This is a genomic window from Klebsiella pneumoniae subsp. pneumoniae HS11286 (genome assembly GCF_000240185.1).
Classification (GTDB): domain Bacteria; phylum Pseudomonadota; class Gammaproteobacteria; order Enterobacterales; family Enterobacteriaceae; genus Klebsiella; species Klebsiella pneumoniae.
Window position 1 is genome coordinate 1706175 of sequence record NC_016845.1, and the last position, 13211, is coordinate 1719385.

Consider the following 13211-nt stretch of genomic DNA (forward strand, 5'->3'; position numbering starts at 1 on the left):
CAGATTATGTTGCATCTACTGGTCGTGGCAGTACTGGTGATGGGTTGGATTAGCGGCGCGCTGGTGCGCGTCGGATTGGGACTGTGCGTCCTCTACAGCGTCACGCTGCTGGCGATGCTGTTTTTACAGCGTCACCATGAGGCGCGCTGGCGCGATGTGGGAGACTTCCTTGAGGAGCTCACCACGACCTGGTACTTCGGCGCGGCCATGATAGCGCTGTGGCTGCTGTCGCGCGTGCTGCACAACAACCTGCTGCTGGCCCTCGCCGGGCTGGTGATACTGGCAGGCCCGGCGGTGGTCTCGCTGCTGGCGAAAGATAAGAGCCGTTACCCTAAAGCGTTCGGGCTACAACAAGGCGGCAACGCAGCGAATCCCCAGAAGCATAGATAACTATGCGACTGGGGTGAGTAAGGAAAGCCAACGCCGTTGTAGTTTGAACGATGACGGGTATTACGCAATCTTCCTTCGGAACATCGCATACGCCGCTGAGCCGGTGGTGGCCGCTATGACCAGTAGCGGCCACAAACTTCCCCACACAATCTCCAGACTCGCATCCTTCAGATAAATTTGCTTGGTGATATCGGTAAAGTGGCGGATGGGATTTATCCAGGTCAGATTCTGCAGCCACTGCGGCATGTTTTCCACTGGTGAGACGTACCCCGACAGGAGAATAGCCGGCATCATAAAGACGAACACGCCGATAAACGCCTGCTGCTGGGTGGCGCACAGCGACGAAATCAATAAGCCAAAGCCCACCAGCGATAGACCGTAAATCACCATGGTGAAATAGAACAGCAGCAGCGAGCCGGCAAACGGGATCTGATAGGCCCAGATACCAATCGCCAGCACGATAGTTGCCTGCAGGGTGGCGACGATCAGCGCCGGCACCGCCTTGCCGACGAAAATTTGCCAGGTGGCGAGGGGGGAGACCAGCAGCTGGTCAAGGGTGCCCTGCTCGCGCTCGCGAGCCACCGACAGCGAGGTGACGATCATCACCCCGATGGTAGTGATCATGGCGATAAGCGACGGCACCACGAACCATTTATAGTCGAGATTCGGGTTGTACCAGTTGCGCACCACCAGCTCGCTGTTGTTCGGCTTCGCTTTACCCTCCAGCAGCTCCTGCTGATAGTTTTTCACAATCTGTTGCAGATAGTTGGCGGCGATTTGCGCGCTGTTGGAGTTGCGTCCGTCGAGCAGAAGCTGCAGCGGGGCGGTTTGATAGTTATCCAGATTGCGCGAGAAATCGGCCGGGAAGCGCACCACCAGCAGAGCTTTTTGTTCATCGATGGTCGGCTGGATCGCCTGCGGGCTTTGCAGCAGCAGGACGTGGGTAAAGGCTTTGGCGCGGGCAAAGCGCTGAGTGAGTTCCACCGCGTGGCGACCGCTGTCCTCGTTGTAGATAGCGATGGTGGCGTTGGTCACCTCCAGCGTCGCGGCAAAGGGAAAAAGCAGCACCTGAATCAGCACCGGCATGATTAAAATCGCCCGCGTCTGCGGCTCGCGCAGCAGCGACTGCAGCTCTTTGCGGATTAATGTCCATAAACGGTGAAACATAATAGCTCCTTTGGCCCATTCAACCACGCCGGGCGGCACTGCGTTTGCCCGGCCTACGGGATCGGCGAACCGTATAATCGATGTTGGTTAAACCGTAGGCCCGGTCGGCGCAGCGCCACCGGACAAAACCTAATCCAGACGCCGTTTGGTTTTCAGCCACGTCAGACCGATAAACATCACCGCCGACGCAATCAAAAACAGCACGTTGACCAGCAGCACCACCGGAATATTGCCCGCCAGAAACAGGCTTTGCAGAGTACTAACGAAATAGCGCGCCGGGATCACATAGGTCACCGCGCGGATCACCGCCGGCATACTGTCTATCTGGAAAATAAACCCGGACAGCATAATCGACGGTAAAAAGGCGGCGTTCAGCGCCACCTGCGCGGCGTTAAACTGGTTGCGGGTAATGGTTGAGATCAGCAGCCCCATCCCCAGGGTGCTGAGCAAAAACAGACTGGTAATGACAAACAGGATCGGCAGCGAGCCGCGATAGGGCACGCCGAGAATAAATACCGACACCAGCATACACAACAGCATCGCCAGCATGCCGAGGAAATAGTAGGGAATGAGCTTGCACAGCAGCAGTTCGGCGCGGGTGATCTCCGTCGACAGCAGCGCCTCCATGGTGCCGCGCTCCCATTCGCGGGCCACCACCAGCGAGGTCAGTATGGCGCCGACCACGGTCATGATGATGGTGATCGCCCCGGGGATAATAAAGTGCTGGCTAATAGCCGCCGGGTTAAACCAGTAGCGCATCTGCACGTCGATCAGCGGTTCAAAGGTTTCGCCGCGGTCTTCCGCCCGCTGCTGCTGCCAGATTTGCCAAATACCTTCCACATAGCCCTGAGCGAAGTTGGCGGTATTGGGCTCGCTGCCGTCGGTGATGAGCTGCAGCGGTGCGTCGGCGCCGGGGCGGGCCATCTGGCGGTCGAAATCCACCGGAATGACCACCATGGCGCGGATGCGCCCGGCCTGCATCATCTCAATCAGCTGCCTGCGGCTGTCGCTGACGGTGGCGTCGATATAGGGCGAGCCGGTCATGGTATGGACGAAATCCAGCGCCTCTTCGCTCTGCTGCTCAAGCAATACCCCGACCCGCAGCCTGCTGGAGTCGAGGTTAATGCCGTAGCCGAAGATAAACAGCAGCAGCAGGGGGATCACCACCGCGATCAGCCAACTGCTGGGATCGCGCACAATCTGCCGGGTCTCTTTGACGCACAGGGCGCGGACCCGCCGCCAGGAGAGAATGCTATTGCCCATGGCTATTCTCCTTGTCCCAGCGGTTAATCAGGGTAATAAACGCCTGCTCCATGGTTGGGTCCGTCTGGCTGTCGTCCGCCGCCTGGGCCTTCAGCGCGTCCGGGGTCCCGCTGGCGATAAGTTTGCCGTGATAGACCAGCCCGATGCGGTCGCAGTATTCCGCCTCATCCATGAAGTGGGTGGTGACCATTACCGTCACGCCTTTATCAACCATGCTATTAATATGTAGCCAGAACTCGCGGCGGGTAAGGGGATCGACGCCGGAGGTGGGTTCATCGAGAAACAGAATATCGGGTTCATGCATCAGGGAGCAGGCCAGCGCCAGCCGCTGCTTGTAGCCGAGCGGCAGCTCGTCGGCGGCGTGGCGGGCGATACTTTTCAGGCCAAAGGCATCGCTCATCCGGGCGATTTTTTCATTTTGCGCCCGGCCGCGCAGGCCATAGACGCCGGAGAAAAAGCGCAGGTTTTGCTCGACGCTGAGGTTGCCGTACAGCGAAAATTTTTGCGCCATATAGCCCAGATGCTGGCGCGCCTTGCCAGAGCTGACCTTGAGATCCATTCCCAGCACCAGCGCTTTGCCGGAGGTGGGCACCAGCAGGCCGCACATCATTTTGAAGGTGGTGGATTTCCCGGCGCCGTTGGGGCCGAGCAGGCCGAAAATTTCACCGCGCTTAACCTGGAAATCGACATGGTCGGTAGCGGCGAAATCACCAAACTTTTTCGTTAACGACTGGGCTTCAATGACCGTTTCCTCTTTGCTGCCGTCAACGCGATGGATAATCGCCCCCAACGGCGATTCAGCGGTCCCGGCGCCGCCGAGCAGGTCGATAAACGCATCTTCAAAGCGCGGTGCGGTGTCGGCCACCTGCAGGGGCGGCATGTCGCCATGCTGCTGGACTTCCTCAATGCGCGCGTCCTTTTTCAGGATCAGACGCACCGATTTGCCCTGGATCACCCCGTCGCTAACCTGCGGCAGCTTCAGCGCCCGCTGCAGCAGGCGGCGGTTGTTTTCCTGCGGGCTGGAAACCAGAAAGCTGCACCCGGCCATGGTTTGCGTCAGCGCCGTCGGCTCGCCCTGGTAGAGCAGTTTGCCTTCGTTCATCAGCAGCACATCGCGACACTGCTCGGCTTCATCGAGATAGGAGGTGCTCCACAGGATCAGCATGCCGTCGCCGGCCAGCTCGTGCACCATCTGCCATAGCTCGCGGCGCGAGATAGGGTCGACGCCGACGCCGGGCTCATCGAGCAGCAGTACTTTCGGATCGCCCACCAGGGTACAGGCGAGGCCCAGCTTTTGCTTCATCCCGCCGGAAAGCTTGCCTGCCAGCCGTTCGGTGAATGGACCAAGGGAGGTGAACTCCAGCAGGCGGTCGAAAATTTTCTTCCGCGCCTCGCCGGTGACGCTGCGCAGGTCGGCGTACAGGGTCAGGTTTTCCATCACCGTCAGATCTTCATACAGGCCGAACTTCTGTGGCATATAGCCGAGCACCGCGTGCAGGGCGCTGTCGTCTTTTAGCGGGTCGAAGCCTATCACGCTGGCGCGACCCTCATCAGGCTTGAGCAATCCGGCGAGCATTCGCATCAGGGTGGTTTTCCCCGCGCCGTCGGGCCCCACCAGCCCGGTGACGTAGCCGGCGCGGATCGTACAGGTGAGCGGCGCTACCGCTGGCCTGTCCATACCGGGAAAACGGCGGCTCAGGCCGTTTAAGGCGATGACGGTCTCACTCATGTCCGTTCCCGTGGCTAAAGGAGATGGTCACCGGCATTCCCTGGCGCAGCGCGCCGTCGGCATCAGTCACCACAATGCGCAGACGGTAGACCAGATCGGTGCGCAGATCCGGGGTCTCGACGGTCTTCGGCGTGAATTCAGCGCTCGGCGAGACAAAACCGATTTTGCCGTGATAGGGCTTATCCGGCCGGCTGTCGGTATAGAGCAGCACTTCTTGTCCCGGCTGCGCCTGGCCGAGGTTTTTCTCGTCAACATAGGCGCGGACCCACACCGGATGCGTTAACGACAGGGTCAGTACGGTACCGCCGGCGTTGAGCATAGTGCCGGGCTCGACGGCGCGGGTCATCAGCGTACCGTCAGAAGGGGCGGTGAGCACGGTATCGTGCAGGTCCAGTTTGGCCTGGGCCAGCGCCGCCTGCGCCTGTTCCAGACTGGCTTTGGCCTGGGCAATCTCCTGCGGGCGGTTACCGGCGCGATACTGACGCAGCTTATCCTGCGCCGATTTGAGCGTTGCCTGCGCCTGATCGCGCGAGGAGCGGGCATTCTCCAGATCGTTGGCGGAAATGGCGCTGCTGGCGCGCAGCCCGAGCTGGCGCTGATAAAAGTTTTGCGCATAGTCGTAAGCGGCCTGCGCCTGTTTCACCGCCGCCGCGGCCTGGGCAATCTCTTCCGCGCGGTAGCCGGCCATCATCAGGTCATACTGCGCCTGGGCGGTGGAGACATTGGCCTGGGCCTGCAGCAGGGCATTTTCATACGGCGCGCGGTCAAGCTCGCCGAGAGTTTGCCCGGCGCGGATGCTGTCGCCTTCGTCGACGGTCAGCGAGGCCAGCCTACCGCCAACGCGGAAGCTCATGTTGACGGTGCGGATATCGACATTGCCATACAGGGTCAGCGGCTGCTGCCGGCTGCTCTGGTACCACCACCAGCCGCCGCCCAGCGCGGCGAGAAGAATTACGATCAGCAGAATGACGACGACGGGTTTTTTCATCAGCCCAAACTCCTTTGCGATAACCCATGCAGGATGAAATCGATATGACAGGTAATGACTTCGAAAATCTGTTCCGTTTTTTGCGCGTCAAACTGCGTCCAGCCGGTGCGCAGCAGGATAGTTTCACGCCCGAGACGGAAAGCGAGCACCTCGCCCAGCAGGGCGTGGGTATGGAGGATCATTTGCGTATCACTGGCTTCGCAGCCGGTCCAGGCGGCAATCAGCCGGGTGAGATAATGGTGCAGGGGGGCAATCACCTGCTGGTGGATCAGATGGTAGGCGGCGGTCGGCGCCAGCTGCTCACGGGAAATGAATTTGCTTAGGTTAACCGTATCGTCCTGGGTGAGCAGCAGGATCATGTTGTGGCAGGCGCTAAGGATGAGGTCGCGGATCGCCTGGCGATCCGGCGCTTCCCCGGCAAGCAGGTGCTCCGCCGCTTCGGCCTGCGGGCGAAATTGTCGCCGATAAAATCGGCGATCCACTGGGCGCAGGCAAGATACAGATCGTCTTTCGAGCCAAAATAATAGGTGATAGCGGCGATATTCTGCCCGGCCTGGGCGGCGATATCGCGGGTGGTGGCGTGCTGGCCGTACTCGCCAAACTGGGCGATAGCGGCCGCGATAAGCTGATTTTTTGCCTGTTCGCCTTTACTGGTCATCGCGCTCGGTAAAAATTAATCAATCGATTGATTAACTTTAGGCGCCGACTGGCGGTTTGTCCACCAGCCGGGATCAAATATGGAACCCTTCCTCTTTCAGCTCTCCGGCGACCCAGGCGAAGAAGCGCTGGACCTTCTCCTTCTGTTCATTAGCGTGGGGGAGGACGAAGTGGTGCGCGCCGACCGGCATGCTCCGCTCGTCGGCAAATACCGGCGTCAGCTGCCCCTGGCGCACGTGTCCGCCGGCCAGCAGATTGCTCTCGAGGATCACGCCCATCCCCATTCTGGCCGCCTCGATGCTCATATATGACCGGTCGAAATTAAAAATGAAGTTTTTATGCCAGCCGCGGACCTTGTGCCACGACAGCCAGTTGCTCCAGTTAATCAAGGTGCTGTCGGAGTGGATCAGATCGCAGGCCAGCAGATCTTCCACAACCTGCACAGGATGGCAGGCTAAATAAGACGCTGCGCTGTAGGGCAGGACGCGCTCATTTTTAATGGTTCTGACCAGCAGCGTCGGCCACTGTGACAGCCCGTGACGAATATCGATATCAATATTATCCCGGGAGAACTGGATGCTTTCGTATGAACAGGTCAGGCTGATTTTTAACGCCGGCCACGCCTGGCGGAATTTATCCAGACGGGGCATCAGCCATAGCAGGCCGAAGCTCGGCGCCGAATGAATGCGTAAATAATCCTGATGGATATCGTTGATCACCTGGCTGGTGGCCTGGCCAATCATATTTAGCGCCCCGGAGACCTCTTTGAGATATTTTTCTCCCACCGCCGTTAACGTGACGCCTTTGCTGCTGCGGGAGAACAGTTTTTTCCCCAGAAAGTGCTCCAGGCTAGCTATCTGATGGCTGACCGCCGAGGCGGTAATATTGAGATTCTCTGCGGCCAGGTTAAGGCTGCCGGTAGCGGCGACTTCAATAAAAGCCTGGATATTGCGTAAAGAGGGCATCGGCAGATTTTTATTGGGTAGCGGTTGGCTCATGGCGGCATCCTGCGCGGGGCGCGAATAAAAGAAAATAGCGAACAGCGTGGCGCAGCCGGGATGTACAGCATAGGGAAAAGCGAAAAAACAACGTTAATTTGTGATGGGCTTAACAATTTATCTTGTTAAAAGCGCGCAGGTCAGTAAACGCTAAAAATTTGCGGGAAGTCACTAACTCAATTTTTCTCAATCATAATTGAGGTTTTTTGAATACCGTTTCATTTTGGGGTTGTTATATTCCTCTCACAGGCCTGATAACAAACTGCGATGCTCTTGCATCGCAATTATAAAACACCTAACCACCTGTTTCGCTGGCGAAAAGCATTTATCTCTTGCTCCTGTATGGATAGTAAAACGCGGTGATCCGAAGCGGCAGCTTACAGCGAAGTGGATGAGGTATAAAACGAGGAAACCCTATGTCACGTATAGATACGCTGGTCTGTACTGACGCCAGGAAAACGAAATATCGTTTCGTGGTTTTGACGATGATTTTTCTGGTGTATGCCATCAATTACGCCGACCGAACGAATATTGGCGCGGTACTGCCTTTCATCATTGATGAGTTTCATATCAATAATTTTGAAGCCGGGGCCATCGCCAGTATGTTTTTCCTCGGCTATGCGGTAAGCCAGATCCCGGCCGGCTTTTTCATCGCCAAACGCGGTACCCGGGGGCTGGTATCGCTCTCCATTTTCGGCTTCTCCGCCTTTACCTGGCTGATGGGCACGGTGAGCTCGGTGTTTGGCCTGAAGCTGGTGCGGCTGGGACTGGGGCTGAGCGAAGGGCCTTGCCCGGTGGGGCTGGCTTCCACCATAAATAACTGGTTTCCACCAAAAGAGAAAGCCACAGCAACCGGCGTTTACATCGCGGCGACCATGTTTGCGCCGATTATTGTGCCGCCGCTGGCGGTGTGGATTGCGGTAACCTGGGGCTGGCGGTGGGTCTTTTTCTCTTTTGCTATACCCGGAATTGTGGCGGCCATCGCGTGGTATCTGCTGGTCAAATCCAAGCCTGCTGAGAGCGGATTTGTTTCCCAAAGCGAACTGGCAGAGATTAATGCCGGGCGTGAAAGTCATAATAATAGCGTACGCGAAAATATCTTAATTGCCGAAAGATTTACCTGGCTGGATAAAATCATTCGGGTAAAGAAGATGGCGCCAATTGATACGGCGAAAGGCTTATTCACCTCAAAAAATATTCTCGGTGACTGCCTGGCGTATTTTATGATGGTTAGCGTGCTGTACGGATTATTAACCTGGATCCCCCTGTATTTAGTGAAAGAGCGCGGTTTCGATGTAATGAGTATGGGCTTCGTGGCCAGTATGCCGTGCATCGGCGGCTTTATTGGCGCGATCGGCGGCGGATGGGTTTCGGATAAGCTATTAGGCCGCCGGCGTAAACCCACCATGATGTTCACTGCGGTGTCAACGGTGGTCATGATGCTAATTATGCTGAATATCCCGGCCAGCACCCTGGCAGTTTGTATTGGATTATTCTTTGTCGGCTTTTGTTTAAATATCGGCTGGCCAGCCTTTACCGCGTACGGTATGGCCGTTTCGGATAGCAAAACCTATCCAATCGCCTCTTCCATAATTAATAGCGGCGGCAACCTCGGTGGATTTGTCGCGCCGATGGCGGCTGGTTTCTTGCTTGATAAAACCGGGAGTTTTAATTCTGTATTTACCTATTTTGGTATCTGCGCCGCCATTGGTTTGGTGGTGATTCTTTTCCTCGATGAACCACAATAACGGAAATATATCCTGTTAATTAATATGACGTAATGTCATGGAGTGAAACTATGTTATTAAAAGATAAAGTCGCCATTATTACTGGCGCGGCCTCCGCACGCGGTTTGGGCTTCGCGACTGCGAAATTATTCGCCGAAAACGGCGCGAAAGTGGTCATTATCGACCTCAATGGCGAAGCCAGTAAAACCGCCGCGGCGGCATTAGGCGAAGGCCATCTCGGCCTGGCAGCCAACGTCGCTGATGAAGTGCAGGTGCAGGCGGCCATCGAACAGATCCTGGCGAAATACGGTCGGGTTGATGTACTGGTCAATAACGCCGGGATTACCCAGCCGCTGAAGCTGATGGATATCAAGCGCGCCAACTATGACGCGGTTCTTGATGTTAGCCTGCGCGGTACGCTGCTGATGTCGCAGGCGGTTATCCCCACCATGCGGGCGCAAAAATCCGGCAGCATCGTCTGCATCTCGTCCGTCTCCGCCCAGCGCGGCGGCGGTATCTTTGGCGGACCGCACTACAGCGCGGCAAAAGCCGGGGTGCTGGGTCTGGCGCGGGCGATGGCGCGCGAGCTTGGCCCGGATAACGTCCGCGTTAACTGCATCACCCCGGGGCTGATTCAGACCGACATTACCGCCGGCAAGCTGACTGATGACATGACGGCCAACATTCTTGCCGGCATTCCGATGAACCGCCTTGGCGACGCGATAGACATCGCGCGCGCCGCGCTGTTCCTCGGCAGCGATCTTTCCTCCTACTCCACCGGCATCACCCTGGACGTCAACGGCGGCATGTTAATTCACTAAGCGAGGCAAACAGATGAAGATGACCGAATCACAAAAAGTCGCCGCGGCGGCGTGGCGTATTCGCCGTTACGCCCTGCAAATGGGGGAAGTGCAGGGGCAGGGCTATATCGGCCAGGCGCTGGGCTATGCCGATGTGCTCGCCACCGCCTTCAGCCATGCCATGACCTATCGCCCGGAAGATCCCGAGTGGGAGGGGCGCGATCGCTTCCTGCTCTCTCATGGCCATTACGCTATCGCTTATTATGCCGCGCTGCTGGAGGCGGGCATTATCCCGGAAGCCGAACTGGAAACCTACGGCTCCGACGACAGCCGCCTGCCGATGTCCGGCATGGCGACCTACACCCCGGGGATGGAGATGTCCGGCGGCTCGCTGGGGCAGGGGCTGTCCATTGCCGTCGGCATGGCGCTTGGGCTGCGGCAGAAACAGAGCAAGGCCTGGGTCTACAACTCCATGTCCGATGGGGAGCTGGACGAAGGGTCGACCTGGGAGGCAGCGATGTCGGCGGCTCACTATGGCCTGAGCAACCTGATTAACCTTGTCGATGTCAACAAACAGCAGGCTGACGGCGATTCACGCAAAATCCTCGGCTTTGAGCCGCTGCAGGATAAATGGGCCGCCTTCGGCTGGTACGTACAGCGCGTGGACGGTAACGATCTGCCGGCGGTGATGGCCGCCTTTGACAACGCGAAAAGTTATTCCGGCAATCAGCCGCGGGTCATTTTATGCGACACGCTGATGGGCAAAGGGGTGCCGTTCCTCGAAACCCGCGATAAAAACCATTTTATTCGCGTCGATGCCGACGAATGGCAAAAAGCGATCGCGGTGCTGGACGCTAACAAACCGGAAGGAGTGCTGTAATGAGCCAGAGTCAACCCCGTTTAAAAACGTCGGCGATGATCGCCTCGATTGCTGATGAAGGCCAGGCGACCGTCCCTGCGCCCTTCGGCGTCGCGCTGTCAAAACTGGCGGCGCAGCGCCCGGAAATCGTCGGCATGACCGCGGACCTGTCAAAATATACCGATCTGCATATTTTCGCCCAGGCCTTCCCGGATCGCTTTTCCAGATGGGCATGGCCGAACAGCTGCTGATGGCGGCGGCAGGGGGGATGGCGAAGGAGGGATTTATTCCTTTCGCCACCACCTATGCCGCCTTTGCAACCCGTCGCGCCTATGATTTTATTCACCAGGTCATCGCCGAAGAGCATCTGAACGTGAAGATCTGCGCGGCGCTGCCGGGCCTGACGACCGGCTATGGCCCCAGCCATCAGGCCACCGAAGATCTGGCGATCATGCGCGGTATCCCCGGGATGGTTATCGTCGATCCTTGCGATGCGCTGGAGATAGAGCAGGCGGTACCGGCCATTGCCGATCACCAGGGGCCGGTGTATATGCGTCTGCTGCGCGGTAAGGTGCCGCTGGTGCTGGATAAATATGACTATCAGTTCGAACTGGGTAAGGCGAAGCTGCTGGAGGACGGCAACGATGTGCTGATTATCTCCTCCGGGCTGATGACCATGCGCGCGCTGGAGGCGGCTGAAAAGCTGCGGGCCGATAATATCGGCGTGGCGGTTCTGCACGTGCCGACCATCAAACCGCTGGATGAGAAAGCGATTATTGAACAGGCGTCGAAGCCGGGCCGCCTGGTGGTAACTGCGGAGAACCACACCGCGGTCGGCGGCCTGGGGGAAGCGGTGGCCGCGCTGCTGATGCGTAAGGGCGTACGCTGTGAGCTGGATAGCGTGGGGCTGCCCGACGCGTTCCTGTTAGCCGGCGCCCTGCCGACCCTCCACGATCGCTACGGCATCTCCACCGCGAAGATTGTCGAAAAAATTAAGTATCGTCTGCGTTAACCGCGCTGCTATGGCCCACTGGCCGCTGAGCGCGCTCAGCGGCCTTCTCATGCCCGCCAGCCAGGCGCGGCATTCTTTTGCAGATTTTATGCGGCCTGTCACAAAATCTGCTAGACTGCGCCCCTTCATGGCATTGTGGTTTTTGCCATCTCTTATCGCAATAATCTCCCTGAAAACTACGCCCTTCACCGGGCCGGGGCGGTTCGGAGTTGTTATGTCTTTTGATTCCCTAGGCCTGAATCCCGATATCCTGCGCGCTGTCGCTGAGCAGGGCTACGTTGAGCCGACCCCTATCCAGCAGCAGGCGATCCCGGCGGTACTGCAGGGCCGTGACCTGATGGCCAGCGCCCAGACCGGCACCGGTAAAACGGCGGGCTTTACCCTGCCGCTGCTGCAGCGCCTGATCCAGAATGAGCCGCACGCAAAGGGCCGTCGTCCGGTGCGCGCGCTGATCCTGACCCCGACCCGTGAGCTGGCGGCGCAGGTGGGCGAGAACGTCCGCGATTACAGTAAATACCTGAATATTCGCTCGCTGGTGGTCTTTGGCGGCGTGAGCATCAACCCGCAGATGATGAAGCTGCGCGGCGGCGTCGACATCCTCGTCGCCACCCCGGGCCGTCTGCTGGATCTTGAACATCAGAACGCCGTCAGTCTTGATAAAGTTGAAATCCTCGTGCTGGACGAAGCGGACCGTATGCTGGATATGGGCTTTATCCATGACATCCGTCGCGTACTGGCCAAACTGCCGGCGCGTCGACAGAACCTGCTGTTCTCGGCGACCTTCTCCGACGAGATCAAGGGCCTGGCCGAGAAACTGCTGCACAACCCGCTGGAAGTGGAAGTGGCGCGTCGTAACACCGCGTCCGAGCAGATCACCCAGCACGTCCATTTCGTTGACAAGAACCGCAAGCGTGAACTGCTGTCGCAGCTTATCGGCGAAGGCAACTGGCAGCAGGTGCTGGTGTTTACCCGTACCAAGCATGGCGCCAACCACCTCGCGGAACAGCTCAACAAAGACGGCATCCGCAGCGCGGCGATCCATGGCAACAAGAGCCAGGGAGCGCGTACCCGCGCGCTGGCCGACTTTAAATCCGGCGGCATTCGCGTGCTGGTGGCGACCGATATCGCCGCCCGCGGTCTGGATATCGAAGAGCTGCCGCACGTGGTGAACTACGAGCTGCCGAACGTACCGGAAGATTACGTCCACCGTATCGGCCGTACCGGTCGCGCGGCGGCCACCGGCGAAGCCTTATCGCTGGTGTGCGTGGATGAGCATAAGCTGCTGCGCGATATCGAGCGCCTGCTGAAAAAAGAGATCCCGCGCATCGCGATTGCCGGCTATGAGCCGGATCCGTCCATTAAAGCCGAACCTATCCAGAACGGTCGCCAGCAGCGCGGCGGCGGTCGTGGGCAAGGTCAGGGACGCGGCGGCCAGGGTCAGGGACGCAGCGGACAGCCGCGCAGCCAGAATAATGCCCCGCGCCGTCAGGACGGCGAGGCGCCGAAAGCGCGCACTCAGGACGGCAAACCGCCGCGCCGCCGTCGCCCGCGTAAACCGGCTGGCGAATAACACGCTGATGTCCGGGCCGCGATAACGCGCCCCGGCTCAGGCCCGTCTGTC

Annotated in this window: 15 protein-coding genes and 2 other annotated features; of the genes, 8 read left to right on the forward strand and 7 right to left on the reverse strand. The window is 58.4% G+C overall.

Annotated elements, in window-relative coordinates:
• Positions 1–6: 6 nt before the first annotated feature.
• Positions 7–390, forward strand: coding sequence for a membrane protein (locus KPHS_16460; protein YP_005225946.1), 384 nt, complete (start codon positions 7–9; stop codon positions 388–390).
• A gap of 60 nt (positions 391–450) precedes the next feature.
• Here the strand turns inward: KPHS_16460 and KPHS_16470 are convergent, their stop codons facing one another.
• From KPHS_16470 to KPHS_16530, 7 genes are all read right to left on the reverse strand, one after another.
• Positions 451–1557 (reverse strand): putative ABC-type transport system inner membrane component, encoded by a 1107-nt coding sequence (locus tag KPHS_16470; protein YP_005225947.1) that lies wholly within the window; start codon positions 1555–1557, stop codon positions 451–453.
• Between the two features lie 129 nt (positions 1558–1686).
• Positions 1687–2820, reverse strand: a complete 1134-nt coding sequence (locus KPHS_16480) for an ABC transporter membrane protein (protein YP_005225948.1) — start codon at positions 2818–2820, stop codon at positions 1687–1689.
• Entirely contained in the window at positions 2810–4549 is a 1740-nt protein-coding gene (locus tag KPHS_16490) for a putative ABC-type transport system ATP-binding component (RefSeq protein YP_005225949.1), read from the reverse strand. Before KPHS_16490 ends, KPHS_16480 begins: the two co-directional genes overlap by 11 nt.
• Positions 4542–5537 (reverse strand): secretion protein HlyD, encoded by a 996-nt coding sequence (locus KPHS_16500; protein YP_005225950.1) that lies wholly within the window; start codon positions 5535–5537, stop codon positions 4542–4544. The genes KPHS_16490 and KPHS_16500 overlap by 8 nt, the downstream gene beginning before the upstream one ends.
• Positions 5537–5896, reverse strand: coding sequence for a putative DNA-binding transcriptional regulator (locus KPHS_16510; protein ID YP_005225951.1), 360 nt, complete (start codon positions 5894–5896; stop codon positions 5537–5539). The genes KPHS_16500 and KPHS_16510 overlap by 1 nt, the downstream gene beginning before the upstream one ends.
• Positions 5537–6195: a sequence feature (potential frameshift: common BLAST hit: gi|238893846|ref|YP_002918580.1| putative DNA-binding transcriptional regulator), on the reverse strand. It overlaps the preceding gene by 360 nt.
• Positions 5893–6195, reverse strand: coding sequence for a putative DNA-binding transcriptional regulator (locus KPHS_16520; RefSeq protein ID YP_005225952.1), 303 nt, complete (start codon positions 6193–6195; stop codon positions 5893–5895). It overlaps the preceding feature by 303 nt. Before KPHS_16520 ends, KPHS_16510 begins: the two co-directional genes overlap by 4 nt.
• Positions 6196–6268: 73 nt before the next feature.
• Entirely contained in the window at positions 6269–7192 is a 924-nt protein-coding gene (locus tag KPHS_16530) for a transcriptional regulator LysR (RefSeq protein ID YP_005225953.1), read from the reverse strand.
• On the opposite strand from KPHS_16530, the gene KPHS_16540 reads away from it, so the two are divergent.
• From KPHS_16540 to KPHS_16600, 7 genes are all read left to right on the forward strand, one after another.
• Positions 7184–7321: a hypothetical protein gene (locus tag KPHS_16540; RefSeq protein ID YP_005225954.1), complete on the forward strand. Its 138-nt coding sequence runs from the start codon at positions 7184–7186 to the stop codon at positions 7319–7321. The two genes, KPHS_16530 and KPHS_16540, sit on opposite strands and share 9 nt — an antisense overlap.
• A gap of 287 nt (positions 7322–7608) precedes the next feature.
• On the forward strand, positions 7609–8940 hold the full coding sequence (locus KPHS_16550) for a putative general substrate transporter (protein YP_005225955.1): 1332 nt from the start codon (positions 7609–7611) through the stop codon (positions 8938–8940).
• A 50-nt stretch (positions 8941–8990) separates the two neighbouring features.
• Positions 8991–9740: a putative short-chain dehydrogenase/reductase SDR gene (locus KPHS_16560; protein ID YP_005225956.1), complete on the forward strand. Its 750-nt coding sequence runs from the start codon at positions 8991–8993 to the stop codon at positions 9738–9740.
• A gap of 13 nt (positions 9741–9753) precedes the next feature.
• The gene (locus tag KPHS_16570; RefSeq protein YP_005225957.1) at positions 9754–10599 is read left to right on the forward strand and encodes a putative transketolase; all 846 of its coding nucleotides are present in this window, start codon (positions 9754–9756) and stop codon (positions 10597–10599) included.
• Positions 10599–10829 carry a putative transketolase gene (locus KPHS_16580; protein YP_005225958.1) on the forward strand — a complete coding sequence of 77 codons (231 nt, stop codon included), beginning with the start codon at positions 10599–10601 and terminating at the stop codon, positions 10827–10829. Before KPHS_16570 ends, KPHS_16580 begins: the two co-directional genes overlap by 1 nt.
• Positions 10599–11590, forward strand: a sequence feature (potential frameshift: common BLAST hit: gi|238893852|ref|YP_002918586.1| putative transketolase). Its footprint overlaps the gene before it by 231 nt.
• On the forward strand, positions 10805–11590 hold the full coding sequence (locus tag KPHS_16590) for a putative transketolase (RefSeq protein ID YP_005225959.1): 786 nt from the start codon (positions 10805–10807) through the stop codon (positions 11588–11590). (Overlaps the previous feature by 786 nt.) Before KPHS_16580 ends, KPHS_16590 begins: the two co-directional genes overlap by 25 nt.
• Before the next feature lie 214 nt (positions 11591–11804).
• Entirely contained in the window at positions 11805–13160 is a 1356-nt protein-coding gene (locus KPHS_16600; RefSeq protein YP_005225960.1) for an ATP-dependent RNA helicase RhlE, read from the forward strand.
• The last annotated feature ends 51 nt before the right edge of the window (positions 13161–13211 follow it).

Coding starts and splice junctions, on each gene's coding strand:
- KPHS_16580 (YP_005225958.1), top strand. CDS start 10,599: ATGAGCCAGAGTCAACCCCGTTTAAAAACGTCGGCGATGATCGCCTCG.
- KPHS_16460 (YP_005225946.1), top strand. CDS start 7: ATGTTGCATCTACTGGTCGTGGCAGTACTGGTGATGGGTTGGATTAGC.
- KPHS_16510 (YP_005225951.1), bottom strand. CDS start 5,896: ATGATCCTGCTGCTCACCCAGGACGATACGGTTAACCTAAGCAAATTC.
- KPHS_16500 (YP_005225950.1), bottom strand. CDS start 5,537: ATGAAAAAACCCGTCGTCGTCATTCTGCTGATCGTAATTCTTCTCGCC.
- KPHS_16490 (YP_005225949.1), bottom strand. CDS start 4,549: ATGAGTGAGACCGTCATCGCCTTAAACGGCCTGAGCCGCCGTTTTCCC.
- KPHS_16570 (YP_005225957.1), top strand. CDS start 9,754: ATGAAGATGACCGAATCACAAAAAGTCGCCGCGGCGGCGTGGCGTATT.
- KPHS_16600 (YP_005225960.1), top strand. CDS start 11,805: ATGTCTTTTGATTCCCTAGGCCTGAATCCCGATATCCTGCGCGCTGTC.
- KPHS_16560 (YP_005225956.1), top strand. CDS start 8,991: ATGTTATTAAAAGATAAAGTCGCCATTATTACTGGCGCGGCCTCCGCA.
- KPHS_16590 (YP_005225959.1), top strand. CDS start 10,805: ATGGGCATGGCCGAACAGCTGCTGATGGCGGCGGCAGGGGGGATGGCG.
- KPHS_16480 (YP_005225948.1), bottom strand. CDS start 2,820: ATGGGCAATAGCATTCTCTCCTGGCGGCGGGTCCGCGCCCTGTGCGTC.
- KPHS_16530 (YP_005225953.1), bottom strand. CDS start 7,192: ATGAGCCAACCGCTACCCAATAAAAATCTGCCGATGCCCTCTTTACGC.
- KPHS_16550 (YP_005225955.1), top strand. CDS start 7,609: ATGTCACGTATAGATACGCTGGTCTGTACTGACGCCAGGAAAACGAAA.
- KPHS_16470 (YP_005225947.1), bottom strand. CDS start 1,557: ATGTTTCACCGTTTATGGACATTAATCCGCAAAGAGCTGCAGTCGCTG.
- KPHS_16520 (YP_005225952.1), bottom strand. CDS start 6,195: ATGACCAGTAAAGGCGAACAGGCAAAAAATCAGCTTATCGCGGCCGCT.